Genomic DNA, 22953 nt, shown 5'->3' with positions numbered 1-22953 from the left:
AGGCCGTGCAGGTGGGCGTGGGCGAAGCGCAGCCAGCGGGCCTCGCAGTGGAAGCCCAGCAGGGCCTGGGCCACGGCCAGGGTGACCAGTTCCGCGTCGGTCAGCCGGGGCGGTCGGCCACGTCGGCGCGAGGTCTTCAAGCGGTCGTCGATGTGCACGTACAGTGCGGTCAAGAGGGTGTCTAACTCGGTCGTCACAACCCGATGTTGGACACCCTCCCTGCGTCCGTGAACCCCGCAATAGGAACTACTCGTCTAGTGCTGTGACCGCATAGGTTCGCCGGGTCGCTGAACTGCGAGCAGTAGTCTCATCGGATGATTGACCGCGGATTTTTCGACCGGACCGGACGGCGCGTCACCTTACGGGAGGTGGGCGACGAGAACTGGCGCGAGGTCGCCGACATCGTGCCTCTCGACGAGCAGCGAAGTCATGTCCCCGCGATGGCAGCCCGCTACCTCTTGTTGTCGATGCGTGAGGACAGCTGGAACTCGCTGGCGGTCTACGCCGACGACGCGGTCGTCGGACACGTCATGTGGGGTCTGGACGAGGACGGCTCGCACTGGATCGGGGGAATGCTGATCGATGGCGCCGAGCAGGGCAAGGGCCTCGGCCGCGCCCTTCTGCTGACCATGACGGGCTGGTTGGCGGCGCAGGAGGGCTGCTGGACGATCCGGCTGGCATATCAGCCGGACAACGCTGTTGCCGGACGGCTCTACACATCGCTGGGTTTCGTGCCGACGGGAGCAGTTGATGGTGATGAGGTCATCGCCGAGTTGGCACCAAGCCGGGTCGGTAATCGCTGAGTAGTGACGGGGGCGGATCACCGGGCCCGGTCATGCTGCGGCTGAGTGGGGGGTCTGCCCCACCGGATGCCTTTCTCGCCGCGGATACGAGCACGCTCGCGGCGTTGGGCGGCCAGGACTTCGGGGTGGCGGGCGTTGGCGTTGCGCCGGCGCAGGTGGGCGTGCAGGGCACGGGTCTGGACGCTGTGGTTCGGATGGTGGGAGTTGGCCAGGGTGAACTGCCGCAGCGGTCCGAAGTGAGCCTCGATCGGGTTGGCCCAGGAGGCGTTGGTCGGGGTGAAGCACAGCTCCACCTTCCCGTCCAGGAATGCGATGTGTCCGAACTCCGCGCCTCGGCCCCAGGTCAGCTCGAAGTCGGTACGCAGATCGACCGCGTGCTCGGTGATCGCGCGCAGCACCGTCGAGCCGCTGTGGACCGGGCCGCGGTGGTCTGGGAAGAGTTGGCTGCGGACTTTGCTGCCGATACCGTCGGCCGCCACTACCAGATCGGCCTCCAGGGCAGTGGTGCTGTAGCTGACGTGAACTGTCCCCGGGCCGACCTGCTCGACCGTTGTCGCCTCGGAGCCGATCGCCAGTGACCCGGCGGGCAAGCCCTCGCGTAGCAGTCGGGGCAAGGTGGAACGGGGAATGCCCATGATCGGCGTGCCCACCGCCTTCTCCAGTGCCGAGCCGTCCATCCGGGCCAGCCAGCCGCCCCGGGGCGTCCGGGTGCCGCCGCTGTACTGGCCTCGCGAGGCGTCCCGAACCGCCCCGCCGACGCCGAGTTCGTCCAGTGCCCGCAGGCCGTTGGCAGCCAATGAGATGCCTGCCCCCGCGTCCTCAAGCATGGACGAACGCTCGAGGACCGTCACGTCCCATCCAATGCGGTGCAGGCCGATTGCGGCGGCTAGCCCGCCTATCCCTCCTCCGACCACCACAGCGGTGTTCCCCATACCGGAGCCCCCTCTTCTACATTTGTAGAAGAAACTCTATCCCGATTCTCTACGGGTGTAGAAAGGGGACTATGGCTTCGGTTCGGCGCACCCTCCTTGCAGACGCAGCTCTCGACGTCCTCGCCGACGAAGGGATGCGCGGCCTGACCCACCGTGCGGTGGACCGCAGAGCAGCCATGCCGCCCGGCACGACCTCGGCCTACTTCCGCACCCGCGCCGCACTGTTGACCGGACTCGTCGGACACCTGGTCCAACTCGACCAAGCGGAACTTCAAACGACGGCCGACGAGCTTCCACCCCTGCGTACCGTCGAGGACCTGGTGGACGGCATGGTGACGCTCACCCGACAGCGACTCACCGGCGAGGGCCGCCGGCGCTCGCTCGCCCGCCATGCTTGCGCCGTCGAGAGCGTGCGCGACAAAGAACTGCGCGAGATTCTCGTGCCCCGCGAGAACGCCGGCCGCGAGGCCGTCCGGCTGTTTCTCGCCAAGCACGGCGTGACCGACGTCGAGAACCGCACTCACACTCTGCTGACCTGCATCGACGGACTGGTCTTCGACCGACTGGTGAACGGCGGCGAAGTACAGCGCGAAGCCCTCGAAGGACTGGTCGCCGCCGCGCTGCGTTAGGCCTCAGGCGTCCGTGGTCCCGCTCGAACCAGCCGGCAGCCTCGGCCGTCTCCGCCGCCTACGCACCTCATTTCCGAAGCGATCGGTAACTGAAGGGCTACTGCCCGGCGGCTACGACGTCCCAGTGTTCGATGATCTTCCCGTCGACGACGCGGAAGAGGTCCACGACGACGTAGTCGGAGCTGAAGACCCACACCAGGTCCCCGTCGGCGAGGGTGTTGCCGAACCGGGTCCCGCCGCCTCCGGTGCTGCTGGGAGAGGGGGCGTCCTGGGTGTTCTGCTGGAAGAACCGCTTCAGCGGGGCCGTTCCGTTCGGGGCGATCGGGTTGTGCTGGTAGTACCGAGGATCCCAGCTCTTGTCGATCACGGTCGCGTCACCGTCGGAGAGCTTGCGGTATGCGTCGACCGCGAACTTCCGGTTCTTCTCCTCCTGTTGCTCGGACACCGTCGGTTCCCCGTTCGGGTACCGGTACACGTCGCTGAACAGCGAGTTCCCGCTGGCCGTCTTCTTCGGCACGGTCTGCGTGATGCCCCAGTGCTCGACCAGCTTGCCGTTGTCGACCCGGAACAGGTCGGCCTTGGCCTGGCCGGTCGCCTCGTTCTTCGGGGTGGCCGACGCGTGCCAGTGCACGGCCACCAGGTCACCGTCGGCGGCCACGTGCTTGATGGTCGCCACCACACCGGGAATCTTCGCCTTGACGTCCTTGAACTGCTTGATCTGCCCCTCGGCCCCGCCGGGCACCGACTTGTCGTGCTGCACGTAGTCGGTTGCCACGAGCTCCTTCACGACGTCGGTCTCATCCTTGTTGAACGCCTCCGAGTACAGGCGCAGGACGAGCGCCTTGTTCCGCTTCTCGGAGTCCGACGCCGAGCGGGCCGCGGCGGACGTCGTCGACGGGGCGGCCGGGTCGGTGCCGGACGTGCTGCTGCAGGCCGTCGCGAAGCAGGCCACGGCAACAAGCCCGATCCATGGCAGCGTCTTCCGGTATCTCACTTGAATCTCCTATGTACGGTCAGTTCGGTTCTAGTGGGGGAGTTCCACCAGCAGGTGCCGGCGGAGCGGACCGTGTTGGTGCCGCAGTGCACCTCGCAGCCCGAAGAAGTGGTCGGTACGCCAGTCGTCCAGGTAGCGCACCCGCACGCGGGCCTTGGCGTACGCCCAGGTCACCGCCTCGGCGAGGATGTCCTTGCCGCCGATGACCCTGCGTGCAGTTCGGCGGTCGCGGTCAGTGCGCACAGGATCTCCAACGCTGCGTCGGGGCGGATGCCCGAGGTTCCGGACACCCGCTGCCACCCGCGTCGTGCGACTTACTGCGTGACCTTCTCGATGGTCACGTCGCCCACACCCAAGGTGATGCCGCATCCGTTACGCGCGTACTGCGATCCCGGACGAGATCACGGCTGCGCGGCGGCCGGTCCGGCCCCGCGGTCATTCGCAGCGGTCGGCCCCGACGGTGGGTAACAGGAGCCTGCCCGCCCCGCTGTGGCGACCCGTGTTCCTGCGACACGCGGTGTGCGAATGGCTGAGCACACGGGTCGGCGGGGCGCTCTCGCCCGGTCGGAATGGCCGACGCTCAGCCCTTGCCTGCCGGTTCGATCAGCTCGGCGGCGAGGGCGATGGCTCCGTCGACGCTGTGGACGGCGTACATGGAGTCGATCACGAAGTTCGATGCCGGTGCGCTCATGGACCGCCTTGAGAGCATCCGCGACCTGTTGTGAGGTGGTGTCCTGCGGGTCGATGTTGACCCGCAGGACCGCGTCGATCGTGGACGGATCCCGGCCGGCCTCTTGGGCCGGCCGGTCGATGACCGACCGCTGGGCCACCAGACCGTCGATGTCCAGGTAACTCGGCACGGACCCACAACGGCAGCCGGCCGTCGAGGAAGGACGTGATGCCCGCGGCCAGGAGCGCGCCGGCCGTCTTCTTCCTGCAGGTCCTGCGCCGCCGTGGCGTCCAGCATCTCCTGGATCCTCGCGCGGAACTGCTCCACCGCCGACCGCGACAACCTTTCCGTCGGTGCCGACGGCCACCGCCTGCGCTCGCGTGCTGCCGGTGGTTCCGGTGAACACCCGCCCGTTCAGCACCACGGTGGCCACACGCGCCGGGGTCGGGCCGGTCGTGGCCCGGGCGACCGGAGCGGCACCGGCCACCGCGAGGGCGCCCGCCCCGGCCGCGGCGGGGAACGTCCGCCGGTGCAGCGGGCCGTCCGCGGGTGCCGCGGAAGTGCCGTCGAGAACATCTGACATCTGATAACTCCTCACCCGGGAGCCGTCGTTCCGGCCACTGTTGCCGGGTACGCTGCGTGATTAAGGTGTTAACCACAAGCCTGATGAGGCTGCTGGGGTGCATGGGTACACAGATGACGAGTTCGCGTGTCCGGCGGCGTCCCACTCGGCGCCGTGGCGGCACGGGCGGGGGTGTCCACGGCCACGGTGTCGAACGCGCTCAACGGCACCGGACGGCGGTCCGGGACATCAGGCCGGCGCGTGCTCGCCGCCGCACGCGAACTCGGTCACGCCCCGGCCGGCACGGCCCGCGCCTTGGCCCGCCGCGGCACCGGAGTGCTCGGCCTGACCATGACACATACGGCGGCCTTCCCTTCCCGTACATGTCCTAGGGCCCTTCGCCCCCCGCCTCCAGCAGGTCCAGCGCCCGTTCCCAGTGGAACTCCCCGCGCCCGCCGTCGTCGACGCCCTCACCGGCGTACGGGTCACCGAACCGGACTCCCATGCCGCGCAGCCGCTCCAGGCTCGCGCGGTACGCCGGATGGGCGGCGAGCGCGTCGGCCACGCAGGGCAGGACGGCGATGGGGACACCGAGGCCGGACGCCTCGCACAGGGTGCCGACCGCGAGGGTGTCGGCCAGGCCCGCGGCCCACTTGTTGACGGTGTTGAAGGTGGCGGGCGCGACCACGACGGCGTCCGGCGGCGGGAAGGGGCGCGGGTCGCCCGGCCGGCGCCAGGCGGAACGGATCGGACGGCCGGTCTGCGCCTCGACCGCGGCCGTGTCGAAGAACCCGCCCAGGGCGACGGGCGTCGCGATGACCCCGACCTCCCAGTCCCGCTCCTGCGCGGCGGTGATCAGTTTGCTGACCTCCACGGCGATGCCGGCGGCACAGACGACGACGTAGAGGAAGGGTCTCCCGTTCTGCCCGGAGCGGGCGCCGGCCGTGTTCGCGGTGGCAGTCACCCGTCGACCCTAGTCGACCCGGATCACCCTCCGGGCGATCCCTCGACAAAGCGTTCGACGTCCTCGGCGGTCGGCCGGAGCAGTCCGTCGCGTACGGCGAGGGCCGTGGCCTCGGCGCGGGAGGCGGCGCCGGTCTTGCGCAGCAGATGCTCGACGTGGGTGTGCACCGTGCGCGGGGACAGGAACAGCGCCTGGGCGATGGCCTGGTTGGTCATGCCGGTGGCCGCCCGGGTGAGCACCTCAAGCTCGCGCGGACTGAGCCCGTACGGCAGCGGGGCGGGCGTCTCGTGCACGAGGACCGCCCGGCGGACGACGGCCGCGCCGAGCGTGTGGCGACGGACGGTGACCCGGTGCCACTGGGAGCCGACGGGCCACAGCAGGCGCAGCCGGGTGCCGCGAGAGTCGGCGAAGGCCCGCACCAGGCGGCGGAATTCGGTGTCCCGGAGGACCAGGGCGGGCTCCCGGCCGGGGAGTTCGAGGATGTCGTCGGCGACGGCCAGGCTCGCCCCGCCCTCCGGCGGGAGGTCGGTGAGGGCGCCCGCGTGGGCGGTGGGGTCGGTGAGGACGCCCAGCGCGGGCAGCAGGGACGCGAGCAGCCGGCGGGTGTCGGTGTCGTAGGCGTCGGGGGTCGAGGTGGAGAGGGTGATCAGGCCGACGAGGCGGCCGTGGTGGTGCAGGGCGCCCGTCACCGCGTCGCGGACGCCCGCCGGACGCATGCGTTCGGCGTAGAACCAGCCGTCGCGGTAGCGCTCCCCCGGGTCCTCGACGTCCTCGCTGATGGAGGGCGGGATCGCGCTGCGCAGGACGTTGGCGTACCAGGGGGTCGAGACGAACTCGGCGGCGAGGGCCGCGGACACCTCGGCGTCGTAGCCGACGCCGGCCACCTGGACGTGGGTGCCGGTGATCGGGTCGATCTCCAGGAGGGTGGCGGCGTCGAGGGGCAGGGCGCGGCCGAGTTCATGGAGGGCCTCGGCGCAGGCGGAGGCGGTGTCGCGTTCACGGGTGAGCATGCCGATGCGGGCGGCGGCGGCGAGCTGGTGGTGGGTGAGCATGCGAGCCTCCCGGGGCCGCCCCGAGACCGGTCAGGTCGTTTGGCTCCTAACGATAGAAGGGTCCCGATAGGTGGACAAGGCACACACCGGTCCCCGACCCGCGCGACCGACCGCCCTCGTCCGCCGCGCGCACTCGGTATTTGTACGGATGGTGGGGCGGGGCGCCGGGGTCTTTCCTGTTCGGCACAGCACGTCGCCCGCCGCCGGCGGGCCCCGCCACCCTTGGAGATCCCCGCCATGAGCAGACGCCCCCTTTCCGTCACCCCGGCCTCGCGCAGGCAGTTCCTCGCCTGGTCCGCAGGAGCGCTCACCGCGACCGGACTGGCCGCCACGGGCTGCAGCGCCCCGGAGAGCGGCTCCGGCTCGGCGAAGGCGGCGGACGCGTCCCCCTCCACGAGGAAGCTCACCCAGATCGGCCTCGACTATCCCTTCACCCAGATCCCGCTCTACAGCACCCTCGTGAAGCTCTCGACGGCCGCCGCGAAGAAGCACGACGTCAAGCTGCTGACGACGAGCGACGCGAGCAACCCCGACACCCAGGCCAGCAACCTCAACGCCTGGGTCACACAGAAGACGCAGGCCATCGTGTCGTTCCCGATGGTCTTCGAGGCCACCGAGGCGATCGCCCGGGCCGCGCTCGACGCCGGCCTGATCTGGGTGACGTACGGCGGGACGCTGGAGAGCCAGAGCGCCGACATCCGGTTCAGCTTCCGCGAGAGCGGCACGCTGCTCGGTGAGTCGGCCGCCAAGTGGGCCGCGGAGGCACTGAACGGGAAGGGGAAGATCGCGTTCCTGGTCGACAACACGATCGACCTGGGCAGGGAGCGCACCAAGGGCATGATCGACGCGTTCACCAAGCTCGCGCCCGGTGTCGACGTGGTGGCGCAGGAACAGGCCATCGACCCCGACACGGGCCTGTCGAAGTCCACCGCGCTGCTCGCCAAGCACCCCGATCTGAACATCATCCTCGGTGTCACGGACGCGGCGGCGTACGGCGGGTTCAAGGCACTGCAGCAGGCGGGGCGCAAGAACGGCGACCGGAAGACGTTCGTCGGCGGCCAGGACGGTGCGGCCCCCTCCCTCCTCGCCATCAAGCGGGGCACGTTCTACCGGGCTTCCGCCGCCCTCGCCCCGCAGGACATCTCCGACGCCATCGTCGACGTGCCGCTCGCGGTCGCCGCCGGAAAGGCGGACCCGAGCGTCGACGTGCCGGTCAAGCTGGTCCGGCGCGGCGACACGGCGGAGATCGACGCGCTGCTCGCCCAGAACGGGTAGGGCCGCGCGATGGCCGACACGAACGGCACACACGGGACGGCGGGAGCGGCGAACCCGCCGAATCTGCGGATCACCTCCCTGAGCAAGTCCTTCGGCGGGGTGCGGGCGCTGGACGCGGTGGACCTGACCGTGCCCGCCGGGCAGGTGCACGCCCTGCTCGGGCACAACGGCGCCGGCAAGTCCACGCTGATCAAGTGTCTCGGCGGGGCGTTCCCGCCGGACGCCGGGACGATCGAGGTGGGTGGGGTCCCCTACGCCCGGCTCAGTCCACGCGAGTCGATCGCGGCCGGGGTGGCGATCATCTTCCAGACGCTGAGCGTCGTGGACTCGCTGACCGTCGCCGAGAACATCTTCCTCGGCCAGGAGTGGACCCGGTACGGCCGGATCGACCGCCGGGCCCAGGAGAAGGTGGCCGCCGAACTCCTCGACCGGGTCGCCGCGAGCTGCTCGCCGCGCGACCGGGTGGGTGAACTGCCCATGGGGCAGAAGCAGTTGGTCGAGATCGCCAAGGCCCTCAGCCGCAGCGCCTCGGTGCTGGTCCTGGACGAGCCGACGGCCGCCCTCTCCGGCACCGAGAGCGACGCCCTCGCCACCCGGGTGGAGGACCTGCGCACCCAGGGCCTCGCCATCGTCTACGTCACCCACCTCCTGGCGGAGGTCGAACGTCTGGCCGACGCGGTGACCGTGCTCCGCGACGGCCGGGTCGCCCACCACGCGGCGACGGGGAGTCACCACCGCCGCGACCTGGTGACGGCGATCACGGGAGGGCGGGCGGCAGCGCCCCCGCCCGGTACGGACACGGGCGCGGCCACGGGCGGGAGCGGGGTCGCCGACGTCGCCCCACCCGGGCGGCCGGGTCGCGCCGCACCCGCCCGCCTCACCGTCCGCGGTCTGCGCGGCCCCGGCTTCGGACCCGTCGACCTGACCGTCGCCGAGGGGGAGATCGTGGGGCTGTACGGGCTCATCGGGTCCGGGCGGACGCGGGTGCTGGAGACCCTGTTCGGCAGGCGCCGGGCGTCCGGCGGGGCGGTCCGGGTCGGTGAGCGGGCCGTCTCCGCGTCCCGTCCCGCCGACGCGCTCGCCGCCGGCATCGCGCTCGTACCGGCCGACCGGCGGGCACAGGGGCTGTTCGCGGGCCTGAGCGCGCAGGACAACGTGCTGCTGCCGAGCGTGCGGACGCTGGCCCGGCGCGGGGTGCGCGCGCTCGGAACCGAGCGACGGGTGTTCGGCTCGCTCGCCGAGTCGGTCGGGCTGCGGCCCGCGCGGCCGGGGCTGCCCGCCTCGGCGTTCTCCGGCGGCAACCAGCAGAAACTGCTGCTCGGCCGCTGGATCAACGAGGCGCGTGCCGTCGACGTCCTGCTCCTCGACGAGCCGACCCAGGGCGTCGACGTCGGCGCCCGCCAGGAGATCTACGACGTCGTGTCCTCGCTCGCCGGACAGCGCGGCACCGCCGTGCTGTTCGCCTCCAGCGACCCGGAGGAGGCGGCCGTTCTCGCCCACCGCTGTCTGGTGGTGGACCAGGGCCGGATCGTCACCGAACTCTCCGGCGCCGAACTCACCGAGGAGTCCCTGCTGGCCGCCGTCCACGACGCGGGACCGTCGGAACGGCCGCCGGACCGCGTCCCGGACGGCGATCCCCCCGCGTCCCCCGCCCCGTCCCACGAAGGAGCAGCATGACCACCGTGACCGCCGCCGAGCGCGTCGTCCCCGGCCCGCGCGCGCTGGCCGCGCACGGCCTCGCGACGCTGCGGCGCAATCCCCTGATCGTCGTCCTCGCCCTGCTGGTGCTGGTGTTCCAGCTGTCCACCGGCAGCTTCCTCGACCCCGGCAACCTGCGCGGCATCGCCACCGACGCGGCCGCCCTCGCGATCGTCGCCGTCCCCCTGGCCCTGCTGGTGATCAGCGGCTATCTGGACCTGTCCGTCGGCTCGACGCTGGCGCTCGGCGCCCTCACGGCGGGCCGGCTCGCGGGTGAGCAGGCCCAGTCGCCCGTGGTCGCCGTCCTCGGGGCGCTGGCCGTCGGCGCGGCGGTCGGCGCCGTGAACGGGGTGCTCTGCTGCTATCTGGGGCTGTCGCCGTTCATCGTGACGCTGGGCATGCTGGCGGCCGTGCGGGGCCTGGCCCAGCAGCTCTTCCCGCTGCCGCTGAGCGGCTTCGGCGACGGTTTCGCGTGGCTGGGCGGGGCGCGGATCGCCGGGGTCGCGGCGCCCGTGGTCGTCGCCGCCGCCGTCCTGGTCGCCGGGGCACTGTTCCTGGCGTACACGCCGACCGGACGGCACGTGTTCGCCATCGGGGTCAACCGGGAGGCCGCGTACCTCTCCGGTATCGACGTCCGCCGTACGCCGTTCGCGCTGTTCGTCGTCACGGGTACGGCCGCCGCGCTGGCCGGGGCGATCAAGGCGTCCGTGCTGGACAGCGTGGTCGCGGGCACCTCGGGCACGGGCTTCGAACTGACCGTGCTCACGGCGGTGCTGCTGGGCGGGGTCGCGCTGAGCGGCGGCTCCGGTTCGGTTCTCGGGGTACTGCTCGGCGTGCTGTTCCTGGGATGCCTGCAGAACGGGCTGACACTGCTGAGCGTGCCGACGTTCTGGCAGCAGATGGCTCAGGGCGTGGCCCTGGTGGCGGGCGCCGCGCTCGCCTTCTTCGGCCCACGGACGACCCGGTGACCACCGTCCCCCGGTCTCCCGGTCTCGGCCCCCGCCCGTCCCCTCACCCCCACTCTTCCTCGCATCCGCATCCGCATCCGCATCCGCATCCGCACCCAGACATCTCGGAGAGGCCCTCGTGAGCGACACTTCCCCCACCCTCGTCCTGACCGGCGGTCAGGTCATCACCGTCGACGCCGGATTCACGGTCCCCGAGGGGGTGGCCGTGCGCGGCCGGGAGATCGTCGCGGTCGGCACGGACGCCGAGATGCGCGCGCTGGCCGGACCGGCGACGAGGATCGTCGACCTGGCCGGGCGGACCGTGCTGCCGGGCATCAACGACTCGCATCTGCACGGTGCCGCGTACGGCCTGTCCAAGCCGCCCTTCGCCCTCGACGTGGGCCACCCGGCGGTCGGTTCGATCGCCGACATCGCCGGGGTGGTGGGCGCGGCGGTGCGCGACGCCGCGCCCGGCGAGTGGATCGTCGGCCTGGGCTGGGACCCCGGCTATCTCGCCGAGTGCCTCGCCGAGCCGGGCCGCCTCCCGCACCGCGCCGACCTGGACGCGGTGGCGCCCGACCACCCCGTCTGTCTGACCGACTTCTCGCAGCACATGGTGTGGGCCAACGGCGAGGCCCTGCGCCGCTGCGGGATCGACGCCGGCACCGAGGCACCCGACGGCGGAGTCGTCGACCGCGACGCCGACGGCTCGCCCACCGGCATCCTGCGCGAGGCCGCCGGCGTCCTGCTGCAGGCAGCCCTGCCCTCCCCCACGGTCGCCCAGCGCCGCCGGGCCATCCGCGGCGTCGTCGCCGAACTCCACTCGCGCGGCATCACCAGTTACACCGAGCCGGGCCTCGGCCCCGGTGGCTCCGAGACCTTGTTCGGCGGGCTGAGCACGGACAACTGGACCGCGTACGCCGAACTGGCCGCGGCCGGCGCGCTGCACGCACGGGTCAGCGTCCTGCTGCTGCCCGCGCCGATCGGCGGCTCCGCCGACGACGTCCGCAAGGGCCTCACCGAGCTCCACCGCCCCGAGTCCGCGGACCCCCGGCTGCTGAACGCCATCGGCGTGAAGATCTTCGCCGACGGGGTGCCCCCGAACCGTACGGCCTGGATGAACGAGCCCTACCTCGATGGCGGCCACGGCTCCCTGTGTGTGCACGGGCGCACGCCCGATCTGCAGGTCGACGAGCTGTTCGACATGATCCGGGTCGCCCATGAGGCCGGCTACCAGCTGGGCGTCCACGTCACCGGCGACCGGGCCATCGATCTGGTGGTGGACGCGTTCGTGGCGGCGCAGGAGGCCGTGCCGCGCGACGACGCCCGGCACTACGTCATCCACGGCGACTTCATCGGCGCCGACAGCCTCGCCCGGCTGGCCGCGCACGGCTACGGCGTCAACATGAACCCGGCGATCAAGTGGACGATCTCCGACCTGATGGCGGAGGTCGTGGGCACGGAGCGGTCGGCGTACCAGTGGCCCGCGCGCTCGGCCTTCGACGCGGGGCTGGCGGTGTGCGCCAGTTCGGACGCGCCGATCACCGAGCCCGACTGGCGGCAGGGCGTCGCCGGGATGCTGCTGCGCGAGTCGAAGGCCAGCGGCCGGGTCAGCGGGCCCGAACAGCGCGTGGAACTCGCCGAGGCTCTGCGGGCGTACACGGTCAACCCGGCCCGGCAGGACTTCGCCGAGGTGTGGAAGGGGTCCGTGGAGGTGGGCAAGGTGGCCGACCTGTGCGTCCTGGACCGGCCGCTGCTGGACCTCGACCCGCACGAGATCACGGAGGTCCGGGTGGACATGACGGTGTTCGACGGCGGGGTCGTCTTCGAGCGCTGAGCGGTGTGTGTTCGGGGGCCGGTGCCGCGAGTCGCGGGACCGGCCCCCCGCCGTGCCCTCAGCCCGTCAACGCCTCCACCCGGCGCATGACCTCCTTGCAGAAGGCGCCGACGCCGTCGGGGTCGTCGATGAACTGGTTGGGCTTGACGCAGAAGGTCGTGAAGCCCTGCTCCAGCTGTTCCGGTATCGAGGCGAGGGCCGCGCCGAGGTCCGCGGGGGCGTGGTCGTCGGGGAAGACCGCCTGGGTGCCGCCGATCATCTCCAGGGCGGCGGCGTCGCGTCCGGCGGCGGCCATCGCCTCGTCGAGCGCCTTCAGGTCGTCCGGGGTGGGCCGTCCGAGGGGGTGGAAGCCGTGGCCGTACCGGACGAGCCGGCGCAGTACGGGGCCCTGCAGGCGCTGCCCGCCGAACCACAGCCTCGGGCCCTCGGGGCGGTACGCCTTGGGCTCGAAGTAGACGTCGCGGAAGGGGTAGTGCTCGCTGTCGTGGGAGATCGGGGACGGTCCCCAGGCCTTCGCCCAGACCTCCAGGTGCTCGTCGAGCAGCCGGCCGCGCCTGCCGAAGGGCACGCCGAGCGCGTCGTACTCGTCCTTGCTCCAGCTGACCGTGGGCTGCACCAGCAGCCGACCCTCGCTGAGCAGGTCGAGGGTGCCCAGCTCCCGGGCCATCAGCAGGGGGTGGCGCAGCGGGGCGAGGACGGCCGCGGCGGCCAGGCGCAGGCGCTCGGTGACGGAGGCGATGGAGGCGAGCAGCAGCAGGGAGTTGGGCCAGGGGGTGTAGGGGTCCTGGTTGCCGGGGAGGGCGTAGTCGCGGGGGTTGCCCATGATGCCGTCGGCGGCGGCGTCGGGGCCGAGCACGATGTGTTCGCTGACCATGACGGAGTCGAACCCGGCGTCCTCGGCCTCACGGGCCCACCGTACGGCGGCGGGCAGGTCGGCCCGGCCGCCGGTCAGGGTCCAGTTCTCGCTGAGGACCAGCAGCATGCGGGGGGTGGTGCTCATGGCGGTTTCCCTCTCCTCCGTACAATTTGATGCCGAATGACCGAACCATCGACATGTCCGCACCGACGATTCGAGGAGCCCCCGTGCCCGGCCAGCGATCCATCACCGAAGCCGAGAAGCTCGCCGCGGCGAAACTGGGGGACTTCCCCATCCGCCGGGACCAGATGGCGGCGGTGGCGAACATCTACCGGGCCGCGTCGGCGGTGCGGCAGCACCTGGAGAACTCGGTGCTGCGCGGCTCCGATCTGACGTGGACGGCGTTCGTGGTGCTGTGGGTGGTGTGGGTGTGGGGCGAGTCCGAGACCCGGCACGTGGCCGAGGAGGCGGGTATCTCCAAGGGCACGCTGACGGGGGTGGCCCGCACGCTGGAGTCTCGTGGACTGGTGCGGCGGGCGGCCCATCCGACGGACGGGCGGCTCGTGCTGCTGGCCCTCACCGACAAGGGCGAGGAGCTGATGCGCCGGGTGTTCCCGGCCTTCAACGAGGAGGAGGCCTTCGTCACCGGGCAGCTCAGCGACACCGAGTGCAGGAGTCTCGCGGAGGGGCTGCGCAGTGTCGTGCTGCAGGTCGAGGAGCACGGTGAGGAGCGCCGTCGCACGCTGCTGAACGGCGCCGAACCCGCGCCCCGCCGCAGCGGCCGGCGTCCGAAGGCGTGAGGCCCGCGCGGAGGGCGCGCTCGTGCGTCCACGCGTCCACCTCTCATATCGTTTGGATGCAAACAAAGTAGGCAGGCGGGGAACCCGGGTCAAGAGCCGCCGGTAATTCGATTGCGGGGACACCGCCCGCCGCCCGACGATCTGCGCATGCTCATCATCGACGCCTTCCTGCCGCTGACCCTCGCCACCGCCTCGCCGGTGCGGGAGCAGCAGCAGTCCGGCCGACCGTGGGGACCGACGCCGCCCCGGTCATGACGGCCGCGCTCGTCGCGGGGCTCCTGGCCGGCTATGGCATCGCCATCCCGGTCGGAGCGGTCGCGACCTACCTCGTCTCCCTCACCGCCCGTACGTCCCTGCGGACCGGAGCCTGCGCCGCGCTCGGCGTGGCGACGGCCGACGGACTGTACGCCCTGCTCGCCTCCCTCGGCGGTACGGCCCTCGCGGCCGCCCTCCAACCGGTGCTGGCGCCGCTGCGCTGGGTCTCCGCGCTGGTGCTCCTGGCGCTGGCGGTACGCGGCGCGGTCACGGCATTGCGCCGGTACCGCGCCGGACGGCTCACCACCCGCGCACAGCGGGACCCGGTGAGCCCGGCCCGCGCCTACGCCGCCCTCCTGGGCATCACCCTCCTCAACCCCACCACCGTCGTCTACTTCGCCGCGCTCGTGCTCGGCAGCCGCGCCACCGACGCCGTCAGCCCCCTGGAACAGGGGGTGTTCGTCCTCGCCGCGTTCCTCGCCTCCGCGAGCTGGCAGCTGCTGCTCGCGGGCGGCGGCGCCCTGCTCGGCCGGGCCCTGACCGGACACCGGGGGCGCCTGGTGACGGGGCTGCTGTCGAGTGCCGTGATCGCGGTACTGGCCGTGCTCATGCTGGTGCCGTCGTCCGGTGGGTGAACGATCCGGAGGACGGCAGGTCCCGTGCCCGTACGGCGGGACGAGGATGAAACCGGCAGTGGCCCGTGTTGAACACGGGGAACGGCCCCGACACGACGACAAGGGACGGATGCCATGCCACTTGAGGGCGAGTACGAGCCCAGCCCGACGCAGTGGGTGCGCGAGCAGGTCGAGTTGTACGAGAGCTCGGGCGGGACCCGGGGGACGACGTTGCGGGACACGGGCCTGCCGGTCATCGTGCTCACCACGCGAGGCGCGCGGAGCGGCAAGCTCCGCAAGACGCCGCTGATGCGGGTGGAGCACGAGGGACGGTACGCGGTCGTGGCCTCGCAGGGCGGCGCGCCCAAGCACCCGGTCTGGTACCACAACCTCAAGTCCGACCCGCTGGTGGAACTGCAGGACGGACCCGCGCGGCAGGAGCTGACCGCGCGGGAGGTCACCGGGGACGAGAAGGCAGAGTGGTGGGAGCGCGCGGTCGCCGCGTATCCGCCGTACGCGGACTACCAGCAGCGGACCGACCGGGAGATCCCCGTCTTCGTGCTGGAGCCGGCGGCGGGGTGACGGCCCGCAGGGCGCCCGGCCCGAGGTGAGAGGTGCCACGGGCGCCGGGAGCGTGGAGAAAATACTTTCGACACGCCCGCATGACCGCTCGCTCACCGGGCACCCGAGTCTCAGGCCCCGCCGCGTTCCCCCGTCGCGGCGGGGCTTTCCCCTGCCCGCTCCCCCGGCCCCGTCCTCTCCGTCACGTCGAGGAAGATCTGGTCGGCCTCGGGGACGACGTGGGCGATGGAGTCCTTGATGCGCACGGCGACCAGTTCGACCTCCTCGCTGTCCAGGCCCGGGACGAGGTCGACGCGGGCGGCCACCAGCGTGGAGTCCAGGCCGAGTTGCATGGTGAGCAGGGCCTCGACACTGTCGATCTCCGGCTGCGCCGCCAGCAGGGAGCGAATTCTCCGGCTGGCCTCGCCGTCGGCGGCGACCCCGATGAGCTGTTCTCGGGCGTCCCGGCCGAGCCAGTAGGCGACGTACACGAGCAGCGCCCCGATCGCGAACGAGGCGGAGGCCTCCCAGACGACCTCGCCGGTCACCATGTGCAGGATCATCCCGGCGATCGCGAGGCTCACGCCGAGCACCGCCGTGCCGTCCTCGGCGACGACCGTGCGCAGCGCCGGGTCCCGGAGCCCGCCGACACCGCCCTGGCCGCGCACCTGGTGCAGGGCGCGAAGCAGCGAGGCACCCTCGGAGAGCAGGGCCACACCGAGGACGGCGATGCCGACGACATAGCCGTCGTAGGACTCCGCGCTCTCGGCCGTCAGAGCGTGGAACGCCTGGTAGAAGGAGAAGCAGCCGCCCATCACGAAGATGCCGACGGCGGCCAGCAGCGACCAGAAGAAGCGCTCCTTGCCGTAGCCGAAGGGGTGCCGGCTGTCGGCGGGGCGGCGGCTGCGGCGCAGCGCGGCGAGGAGGAAGACCTCGTTCAGGCTGTCGGCGACCGAGTGGGCGGCCTCCGACAGCAGGGCCGGCGATCCGGCGAGCAGTCCGCCGACGGTCTTGGCCACGGCGATCACCAGGTTGGCCCCGAGGGCGACGAGGACGGTGATCCGCGTCCTGCGGTCCTCCCGCGCCTTGCTCTCGTCTTGGGTCCCCGGCCCTTGGAGCGCCGCCCCACCCCGGTCGTCCGTCGTCTCCGTGTCTGCTGCTGTCCGCGTCACGTTCGCCGCTTGCCCCGGCCGGTCGCACTCACACCGTGGGTGTCGCGGAATTCGGGGAACTCTCATCAGGGCATACGTATCCGGACGGACCGGGAGGTCGGACGGCATGAGTGGCGGCGAGGGAAACGAGGCGTACGGGAGGGAACCGTTCAAGCGGTCCAAGAGCCATTTCGCGGACCGTGTCACCGCCGACGGCCGGGACGGCCGGCCCGTGGAGGCGGGCCGCTACCGGCTGGTGGTCAGCCGGGCCTGCCCCTGGGCGAGCCGGGCGGTGATCTCCCGGCGGCTGCTCGGCCTGGAGGACGCGCTGTCGATGGCCGTGGCCGACCCGATCCAGGACGACCGCAGCTGGCGGTTCACGCTGGACCCGGACGGCCGCGACCCGGTCCTCGGCATCCGGTTCCTGAAGGAGGCGTACGACGCGCGGGAGAGCGACTACCCGGGCGGGGTCAGCGTCCCCGCGCTCGTGGACGTGCCGAGCGGGGAGCTGGTCACCAACGACTACCAGCAGCTCACCCTCGACCTCGCCACCGAGTGGACGGCCCTGCACCGCGGGGGCGCGCCCGACCTGTACCCGCGGGCGCTGCGCGACGAGATCGACACCGTCATGGCCGAGGTGTACGAGGACGTCAACAACGGGGTGTACCGCGCGGGCTTCGCCACCGGGCAGAAGGAGTACGAGGAGGCCTGTGCCGGGGTGTTCCGGCGGCTGGAGGCACTGTCGGACCGGCTGTCCCGGCAGCGCTACCTCGTCGGGGAGACGATCACGGAGGCGGACATCCGGCTCTTCACGACGCTGGTGCGTTTCGACCCCGTCTACCACGGTCACTTCAAGTGCAACCGCCGGAAGCTGACGGAGGACCGGGTGCTGTGGGCGTACGCCCGTGATCTCTTCCAGACCCCGGGGTTCGGCGACACCGTCGACTTCGACCACATCAAGCGGCACTACTACCAGGTGCACACGGGCATCAACCCGACCGCCCTGGTGCCGCTCGGCCCCGACCTGGCGGGCTGGCTCACGCCCCACGGCCGCGAGGACCTCGGCGGCCGCCCGTTCGGCGACGGGACGGCCCCCGGGCCGGTGCCCGCCGCCGAGGTCGTGGCCCCGCAGGGTCGTCCCTGAACGGCGACATCACCGCACGCAAGAAGGAGGACCAGATGTCCAAGAAGAAGAAGCTCCCGCTCGCCTACCAGCCCCTGGGCTTCGCCCTCGGCTGGGCGGGCGGCGCGCTGGCCTCGCTGGCGTTCCGCAAGACCTGGAAGCTGATCCGGCACGAGGACGACGCGCCCGACGCGCTGGACCGGGACCGTGGCTGGGGCGAGGTGCTGCTCGCCGCGGCCGTGCAGGGCGCGATCTTCGCCGTCGTGCGCAGCGCGGTGGACCGCACGGGCGCGAAGGCCATCGAGCGGTCCACCGGGGTGTGGCCGACGACCGACAAGGGCGGCCGGGACTGACGTCCGGGGCCGGTCCGGCGGCCCGGGCCGCGGGTCGCCGGACCGGCCCCGGGCACGTCAGCCCTGTTTCGGGGCCGTGGAGTGTTCGCGGCGCAGGGTGAAGGAGTGACCGGCCGGGTCGGAGTAGCCGCGCTCCTCGAACGGCCCGGCCACGTCCTTGGTGTCCACCGGACGCCCGCCGAGCGAGACGATCCGCCGCTCGGCCTCGTCGAGGTCGTCGACGTAGAAGTCCAGGTGGGCCTGGAGGGAGTTCTCGGGACGGGGCCAGCTGGGCGGGGTGGCGTTGACGTCCCGGCGGAACGCCATACGGGCGCCGCAGGCCGCCTCGATCTCCACGCGGTTGGCGGTGGCGTCCGTCTCCTCGGCGTCGAGCAGTTCCTTGTAGAACACCGCGAGTTTCTCCGGCTCGGCGCAGTCCAGCACCACGAGGCCCGCCTGTACCAGTGCCATGTCTCCTCCGTACGGGATCCCGGGCGCGGGGGACGGTCCGCCGCCGCCCATACGCTCCCCGGGTACCCGCCGGCTACGGATTCAGCCGCAGCGTGAGCGCCTGGGGCCGGAACAACTCCCGCTCGTAGAACCGGATGCCGTCCGCGTTGCCCGCCGAGACGGTCACCTCCACATGGGCCGCGCCCCGCTCCCGCGCCCACGCGAGAAAGTCACCGACCATCCGCGCCCCGACCCGTCCACGCCGGTGCTCGGGCCGCACGTACAGCGCCATCAGGGTGGCCGACGTGACGGGCCGCAGGGCGGAGGGGCCGGACATCGAGCCCGAGAGATGACCGACCACCTCGTCGCCGTGCAGTGCGGCCAGCAGCAGTCGGCCGGGATCCCGCAGAGCGGCCGTGAACGCCTCGGCGCCGTACTGGCGCGGCCAGTCCGCGTTCAGGCCGGGGTCCCGCTCCCCGCCGTCCTCGGCGAACAGCCGGGAGCTGGAGTCGACGATCCCTGGAATGTCCTCGGTGCGGGCACGCCGCACGGTCACCTCTTGGTCACTCATGCACGCAACGCTAGTGGCAGGGTCGGACATCGCGGTGGCGGCGATCACAGGCGCTCCGGATGGACTTCCTGGACAGCCGTCCAGCTATAGTGGACACCTGTCCAAGATATTCGGAAGTTCGAGTGAGCTACGGAGACTGTTGACCATGGAGATCCTGGCGAACGTGCTGGTCGCGCTGGTGGCCCTGCTGCACGCGTACATCCTGGTGATGGAGATGTTCCTGTGGCAGAAGAAGCAGGGGATGTCCTTCCACGGCATGGACGCGGAGATGGCCCAGCGGACCGCCGCGATGGCCGCCAACCAGGGGCTCTACAACGGCTTCCTCGCCGCCGGTCTGGTGTGGGGCCTGATCGCCGGTGACCCGACCGGGTACCGGGTCCAGATCTTCTTCCTGGCCTGCGTGATCGTCGCCGGGGTGTACGGCGCCGCCACCGCCAACCGCCGCATCCTCGTCGCCCAGGCGCTCCCCGGCGCACTCGCCCTGGCCGCCGTCCTCGTCGCGGGATGACCCCGGAGGAACCTCGGCCCACCGAGGACCCCCGGGCCGCCCGCACCCGGGCCCGGCTGCGCGGGGCCCTCCTCGACGAGTGCGCCACGCACCCTCTGCACGAGGTCAGCGTGGCCGCGCTGGTCCGCCGGGCGGGGGTGGGGCGGGCCACGTTCTACGTGCACTACCCGGACCTGGAGGCGCTGGCGGTCGACGCCTGCGCCGATGTCGTACGCGAGGCGGTGGAGGCGCTGCACGCCTGGCGGGGCCGCCCCGACCCGGTGCGGGCGCCTGCGGCGCTGCCGGAGTTCTTCGCCGGCCTGGCCCCGCACGCGGCCCTGTACCGCGCCCTGCTGGCTCCGGGCGGCGGCGGGCCGCTCGGCCTGGTCCTGCACCGGGACCTGCGCGCCTACAGCCTCCGCGAACGTGAGCTGGCGGGGGCCGCGGACGCCCCGCTGGTGGCCTCCGCCGTGGCGGCCACCTTCGCCGGAGTGCTCGCGGACTGGCTGCACGGCCTCCTCGACGGCACCCCCCAGGAGATCGCCGACCAGGCGTGGCAGCTGCTGGTCGCCCTGCACCGCAGCCGGTGAGGACACGAGCGTGCGACGGCCCTGTGGGGTGACCCGGTGTGCGGGTCACCCCCAGGGCCGGGGTCACGCGGGGAGGACGTGCCCCGGCGGGAGATGGCTCCTCGGGACGTCGAACCCGTCAGAAGGTCAGTACGGGCTTGATGCTCAGGCCACCGCTCATGTCGGCGACCGCCTGGCCGATGTCCTCGAACTTGTAGCGGCTGATCAGCCGGTCGAGCGGGAGCTTGCCCTCCTTCACCAGCTGCACCAGGACCGGGATGGCGGTCTGGATCTCGTTGTCGCCGAGGGTGAGTCCGACGACCCGCTTGCCGCCGAGCATGCCGTTGACGTCGAGGGAGACCTCGGTGCCGAACGGCGGGGCGCCCACGATGACGAGGGTGCCGCGCGCGGCGAGGGCGTCGACGCCCTTGCGGAGCACGAAGACGCTTCCGGTGGTCTCGACGACGCCGTCGGCGCCCCGGCCGCCGGTGATCTCCATGACCGCCTCGGTGATGTCGGCGACTTCGCCCGCGTTCACCGTGTGGGTGGCGCCCAGCTCCTTGGCCAGGTCCAGCCGCTCACCGACCTTGTCGACGGCGATGACCGTCGTCGCGGGGGTGAGGGCCGCCGCCATCACGGCGGAGAGGCCGACCGCTCCGGCTCCGAGGACGACGAGGGTGCTGCCCGCGCGGGGCTCCAGCACGTTCCAGACGGCGCCGACACCGGTCTGGACGCCGCAGCCGAGCGGGGCGATGGAGTCCAGCGGCACGTCCGGGTCGACCTTGACGAGCCCGCGCTCGTCGACCAGGGCGCGCTCGGCGAAGGAGGACTGGCCGAAGAAGTGCCCGCCGAGGTCCTGGCCGTCGCGGCTGATGGTGCTGGTGCCGTCGGCCCGGCGTCCGCCGAGCAGGTTCAGCGGCAGCCAGGTGGCGCAGTACGCCGGGTGCCCGTCCCGGCAGTTCGGGCAGGTGCCGCAGGAGGTGAAGGACAGCACGACGTGGTCGCCGGGCACGACGGTGGTGACGCCCGGGCCGACGGCCTCGACGACACCGGCGCCCTCGTGGCCCAGCACGCCGGGCAGCGGGAAGGGCAGCCCGCCGCTCGCGACCCCCAGGTCGGTGTGACAGAGCCCGGCGGCGACCATGCGGACCAGGACCTCGCCCTGCGCCGGCTGGTCGAGGACGACCTCCGAGAGGGTGAAGGGCGCGCCCCCGGACTCGACCACGGCAGCGCGTGTGGTGATGGACATGCTGGTGAACTCCTTTGATCCCGGGGAGACGCTCAGTCGAGGGAGACGACGACGGACTTGACCTTGGTGTAGGACTCCAGGGCCTCGGGGCCGTACTCACGGCCGAAGCCGGAGGCCTTCACCCCGCCGAAGGGCACGGCGGGGTCGAGCATCGGCCAGTCGTTGACCCAGACGATGCCGGCCTGGAGGCGGTCGGCGACGCGGTGGGCACGGGTGAGGTCCGTGGTCTGGATGCCGGAGGCGAGGCCGTACGGTGTGGAGTTGGCCAGCTCGACGGCCTCGTCCTCGGAGTCGAAGGGCTGCACGGTGAGGACCGGCCCGAAGACCTCCTCCTGGACGACCCGCGAGTCGTTGGGGAGGCCGGCGATGACGGTGGGCTTGTAGTAGTAGCCGCCGTCCAGGTCCAGACGCTCGCCGCCGCAGACGATCCGGCCGCCCTCCTTGCGGGCCAGCTCGACGTACTCCTCGACCTTCTTCAGGTGCCGCTCGCCCGCCATCGGGCCGATGACCGTCTCGGGCCGGCGGGGGTCGCCGACGGGCACGCCGGGCACGGCCTCGGCGAGGATGCCGAGGACGGTGTCGTGGACCGACCGGGCGACCAGCAGACGGGGGCCGCCCATGCAGAACTGGCCGGTGTTGAAGACGAAGCCCTTGATGATGGCGCCGATGGCCTTCTCGATGTCGGCGTCCTCGAAGACGAGGTGGGCCGCGTTGCCGCCCAGCTCCATGGTGACCTGCTTCAGGCCCTCGCCGGCGACGCTCGCGGCGTGCCGGCCGGTCGCGGTGGAACCGGTGAAGGCGATCTTGTCGACGCCGGGGTTGCGCAGCAGTGCCTCGCCCGCGACCGGGCCCGTGCCGGTGACCACGTTGTAGACGCCGTCCGGGACGCCGGCCTTCTGCAGGAGGCCCGCCATGTAGAGGGCGCTGAGCGGAGTCTCCTCGGCGGGCTTGTGCACGACCGTGTTGCCCGCCGCCAGGGCGGGAGCGATCTTGGACCCGGCGAGGATCAGCGGGAAGTTGAACGGGGTGATCGCGCCGACGACACCGATCGGCCCGCGCCTGGTGTAGGCGAGGCGGTTGTTCGGGACGTCGCGGGCGGAGCCGTCCAGGGACCAGGCGAGGGAGGCGTAGTACTCGTAGTCGTTGGCCGCGTTCGTCACGTCGACCGCGTGCGCCAGGGTGATCGGCTTGCCGACGTCACGGCTCTCCAGGGCCGCGATCTCGTCGGCGTTCTCCCGGATCAGCTCGGCCACGCGGTGCAGGATCCGGCCACGTTCACGGCCGCTCAGCCCGGACCACGTACCACTGTCGAACGTCTCCCGCGCGGCGCGCACGGCGGCGTCGACGTCGGCGGCGCCCGCCTCCGCGACCGTCGTGACCACCTGACCCGTGGACGGGTCGATCACGTCGGTACGTGCCCCGTCGGTCGCGTCGAGCCACTGTCCACCGATGAACAGCCGTCCGGGCCCGCTCTCGAAGGTGGTCGTCATTGCCCACTCCTCAGCCTTGATCCAGCCTGGGTCAGCGCTTGCCCAGCACTGATCACCAAATCTTCAACCAACAGGAATCCTG

General features: G+C 71.9%; 24 protein-coding genes and 2 pseudogenes. 14 read left to right on the top strand and 12 right to left on the bottom strand.

What is annotated here, in order from left to right:
- Nucleotides 1-197, bottom strand: a pseudogene (locus ACZ6BB_RS06005) (IS982 family transposase); the annotation flags it as partial.
- A gap of 117 nt (nt 198-314) precedes the next feature.
- Between ACZ6BB_RS06005 and ACZ6BB_RS06000 the strand changes: the two are divergent.
- Nucleotides 315-803 carry a GNAT family N-acetyltransferase gene (locus tag ACZ6BB_RS06000; protein ID WP_093909516.1) on the top strand — a complete coding sequence of 163 codons (489 nt, stop codon included), beginning with the start codon at nt 315-317 and terminating at the stop codon, nt 801-803.
- Between the two features lie 17 nt (nt 804-820).
- Here the strand turns inward: ACZ6BB_RS06000 and ACZ6BB_RS05995 are convergent, their stop codons facing one another.
- On the bottom strand, nt 821-1735 hold the full coding sequence (locus ACZ6BB_RS05995; RefSeq protein WP_471614080.1) for an FAD-dependent monooxygenase: 915 nt from the start codon (nt 1733-1735) through the stop codon (nt 821-823).
- A gap of 71 nt (nt 1736-1806) precedes the next feature.
- On the opposite strand from ACZ6BB_RS05995, the gene ACZ6BB_RS05990 reads away from it, so the two are divergent.
- A complete protein-coding gene (locus ACZ6BB_RS05990) occupies nt 1807-2364 on the top strand; it encodes a TetR/AcrR family transcriptional regulator (RefSeq protein WP_471614079.1) in 558 nt (185 codons plus the stop codon).
- Between the two features lie 97 nt (nt 2365-2461).
- Here ACZ6BB_RS05990 and ACZ6BB_RS05985 read toward each other — a convergent pair whose 3' ends face one another.
- Together ACZ6BB_RS05985 and ACZ6BB_RS05980 are read right to left on the bottom strand one after the other, a co-directional pair.
- Nucleotides 2462-3358, bottom strand: coding sequence for a nuclear transport factor 2 family protein (locus ACZ6BB_RS05985; protein WP_471614078.1), 897 nt, complete (start codon nt 3356-3358; stop codon nt 2462-2464).
- A 30-nt stretch (nt 3359-3388) separates the two neighbouring features.
- A complete protein-coding gene (locus ACZ6BB_RS05980; RefSeq protein WP_471614077.1) occupies nt 3389-3601 on the bottom strand; it encodes a hypothetical protein in 213 nt (70 codons plus the stop codon).
- A gap of 1136 nt (nt 3602-4737) precedes the next feature.
- Here ACZ6BB_RS05980 and ACZ6BB_RS05975 point away from each other — a divergent pair.
- Nucleotides 4738-4830 (top strand): annotated as a pseudogene (locus ACZ6BB_RS05975) (hypothetical protein); the annotation flags it as partial.
- 148 nt (nt 4831-4978) lie between these two features.
- Here ACZ6BB_RS05975 and ACZ6BB_RS05970 read toward each other — a convergent pair.
- Nucleotides 4979-5554: a flavoprotein gene (locus ACZ6BB_RS05970; protein WP_471614076.1), complete on the bottom strand. Its 576-nt coding sequence runs from the start codon at nt 5552-5554 to the stop codon at nt 4979-4981.
- A gap of 23 nt (nt 5555-5577) precedes the next feature.
- On the bottom strand, nt 5578-6606 hold the full coding sequence (locus tag ACZ6BB_RS05965; RefSeq protein ID WP_471614075.1) for a helix-turn-helix transcriptional regulator: 1029 nt from the start codon (nt 6604-6606) through the stop codon (nt 5578-5580).
- A 237-nt stretch (nt 6607-6843) separates the two neighbouring features.
- Between ACZ6BB_RS05965 and ACZ6BB_RS05960 the strand changes: the two genes are divergently transcribed.
- The 4 genes from ACZ6BB_RS05960 to ACZ6BB_RS05945 all read left to right on the top strand — a co-directional run bounded on the left by ACZ6BB_RS05960 (nt 6844) and on the right by ACZ6BB_RS05945 (nt 12363).
- Complete coding sequence (locus ACZ6BB_RS05960; RefSeq protein ID WP_471614074.1) at nt 6844-7881, top strand: sugar ABC transporter substrate-binding protein; 1038 nt, start codon at nt 6844-6846, stop codon at nt 7879-7881.
- A 9-nt stretch (nt 7882-7890) separates the two neighbouring features.
- A complete protein-coding gene (locus ACZ6BB_RS05955; RefSeq protein ID WP_471614073.1) occupies nt 7891-9558 on the top strand; it encodes a sugar ABC transporter ATP-binding protein in 1668 nt (555 codons plus the stop codon).
- Entirely contained in the window at nt 9555-10547 is a 993-nt protein-coding gene (locus tag ACZ6BB_RS05950) for an ABC transporter permease (protein WP_471614072.1), read from the top strand. Before ACZ6BB_RS05955 ends, ACZ6BB_RS05950 begins: the two co-directional genes overlap by 4 nt.
- Before the next feature lie 118 nt (nt 10548-10665).
- Entirely contained in the window at nt 10666-12363 is a 1698-nt protein-coding gene (locus tag ACZ6BB_RS05945) for an amidohydrolase (protein ID WP_471614071.1), read from the top strand.
- Nucleotides 12364-12421: 58 nt separating this feature from the next.
- On the opposite strand, the gene ACZ6BB_RS05940 is transcribed toward ACZ6BB_RS05945, so the two are convergent.
- On the bottom strand, nt 12422-13363 hold the full coding sequence (locus ACZ6BB_RS05940; RefSeq protein WP_471614070.1) for an LLM class flavin-dependent oxidoreductase: 942 nt from the start codon (nt 13361-13363) through the stop codon (nt 12422-12424).
- Nucleotides 13364-13446: 83 nt separating this feature from the next.
- Here ACZ6BB_RS05940 and ACZ6BB_RS05935 point away from each other — a divergent pair, with 83 nt between their 5' ends.
- The 3 genes from ACZ6BB_RS05935 to ACZ6BB_RS05925 all read left to right on the top strand — a co-directional run bounded on the left by ACZ6BB_RS05935 (nt 13447) and on the right by ACZ6BB_RS05925 (nt 15470).
- A complete protein-coding gene (locus ACZ6BB_RS05935) occupies nt 13447-14019 on the top strand; it encodes a MarR family winged helix-turn-helix transcriptional regulator (protein ID WP_390807141.1) in 573 nt (190 codons plus the stop codon).
- A 251-nt stretch (nt 14020-14270) separates the two neighbouring features.
- Nucleotides 14271-14909 carry a LysE family transporter gene (locus ACZ6BB_RS05930; RefSeq protein WP_471614128.1) on the top strand — a complete coding sequence of 213 codons (639 nt, stop codon included), beginning with the start codon at nt 14271-14273 and terminating at the stop codon, nt 14907-14909.
- 114 nt (nt 14910-15023) lie between these two features.
- A complete protein-coding gene (locus tag ACZ6BB_RS05925; RefSeq protein ID WP_471614069.1) occupies nt 15024-15470 on the top strand; it encodes a nitroreductase family deazaflavin-dependent oxidoreductase in 447 nt (148 codons plus the stop codon).
- A gap of 110 nt (nt 15471-15580) precedes the next feature.
- On the opposite strand, the gene ACZ6BB_RS05920 is transcribed toward ACZ6BB_RS05925, so the two are convergent.
- Nucleotides 15581-16621 carry a cation diffusion facilitator family transporter gene (locus ACZ6BB_RS05920; RefSeq protein ID WP_471614068.1) on the bottom strand — a complete coding sequence of 347 codons (1041 nt, stop codon included), beginning with the start codon at nt 16619-16621 and terminating at the stop codon, nt 15581-15583.
- Between the two features lie 106 nt (nt 16622-16727).
- Here ACZ6BB_RS05920 and ACZ6BB_RS05915 point away from each other — a divergent pair, with 106 nt between their 5' ends.
- Both ACZ6BB_RS05915 and ACZ6BB_RS05910 read left to right on the top strand, forming a co-directional pair.
- Nucleotides 16728-17744 (top strand): glutathione S-transferase family protein, encoded by a 1017-nt coding sequence (locus tag ACZ6BB_RS05915; RefSeq protein WP_471614067.1) that lies wholly within the window; start codon nt 16728-16730, stop codon nt 17742-17744.
- 35 nt (nt 17745-17779) lie between these two features.
- Nucleotides 17780-18076: a DUF4235 domain-containing protein gene (locus tag ACZ6BB_RS05910; protein ID WP_275454896.1), complete on the top strand. Its 297-nt coding sequence runs from the start codon at nt 17780-17782 to the stop codon at nt 18074-18076.
- Between the two features lie 57 nt (nt 18077-18133).
- Here ACZ6BB_RS05910 and ACZ6BB_RS05905 read toward each other — a convergent pair whose 3' ends face one another.
- Both ACZ6BB_RS05905 and ACZ6BB_RS05900 read right to left on the bottom strand, forming a co-directional pair.
- Nucleotides 18134-18526, bottom strand: a complete 393-nt coding sequence (locus ACZ6BB_RS05905; protein WP_471614066.1) for a VOC family protein — start codon at nt 18524-18526, stop codon at nt 18134-18136.
- 73 nt (nt 18527-18599) lie between these two features.
- Nucleotides 18600-19076, bottom strand: a complete 477-nt coding sequence (locus ACZ6BB_RS05900; protein WP_471614065.1) for a GNAT family N-acetyltransferase — start codon at nt 19074-19076, stop codon at nt 18600-18602.
- Nucleotides 19077-19221: 145 nt separating this feature from the next.
- Between ACZ6BB_RS05900 and ACZ6BB_RS05895 the strand changes: the two genes are divergently transcribed.
- Together ACZ6BB_RS05895 and ACZ6BB_RS05890 are read left to right on the top strand one after the other, a co-directional pair.
- The gene (locus ACZ6BB_RS05895; protein ID WP_471614064.1) at nt 19222-19584 is read left to right on the top strand and encodes a DUF1304 domain-containing protein; all 363 of its coding nucleotides are present in this window, start codon (nt 19222-19224) and stop codon (nt 19582-19584) included.
- Nucleotides 19581-20153, top strand: a complete 573-nt coding sequence (locus tag ACZ6BB_RS05890; protein WP_471614063.1) for a TetR/AcrR family transcriptional regulator — start codon at nt 19581-19583, stop codon at nt 20151-20153. Before ACZ6BB_RS05895 ends, ACZ6BB_RS05890 begins: the two co-directional genes overlap by 4 nt.
- Nucleotides 20154-20271: 118 nt before the next feature.
- Here the strand turns inward: ACZ6BB_RS05890 and ACZ6BB_RS05885 are convergent, their stop codons facing one another.
- Together ACZ6BB_RS05885 and ACZ6BB_RS05880 are read right to left on the bottom strand one after the other, a co-directional pair.
- Nucleotides 20272-21381 carry an NAD(P)-dependent alcohol dehydrogenase gene (locus ACZ6BB_RS05885; RefSeq protein ID WP_471614062.1) on the bottom strand — a complete coding sequence of 370 codons (1110 nt, stop codon included), beginning with the start codon at nt 21379-21381 and terminating at the stop codon, nt 20272-20274.
- A 32-nt stretch (nt 21382-21413) separates the two neighbouring features.
- Nucleotides 21414-22871, bottom strand: a complete 1458-nt coding sequence (locus ACZ6BB_RS05880; RefSeq protein WP_471614061.1) for an aldehyde dehydrogenase family protein — start codon at nt 22869-22871, stop codon at nt 21414-21416.
- Between the last annotated feature and the right edge of the window lie 82 nt (nt 22872-22953).

It is taken from the genome of Streptomyces sp. NPDC041108 (genome assembly GCF_055592645.1).
This window is presented reverse-complemented; position numbering and strand designations above follow the sequence as displayed.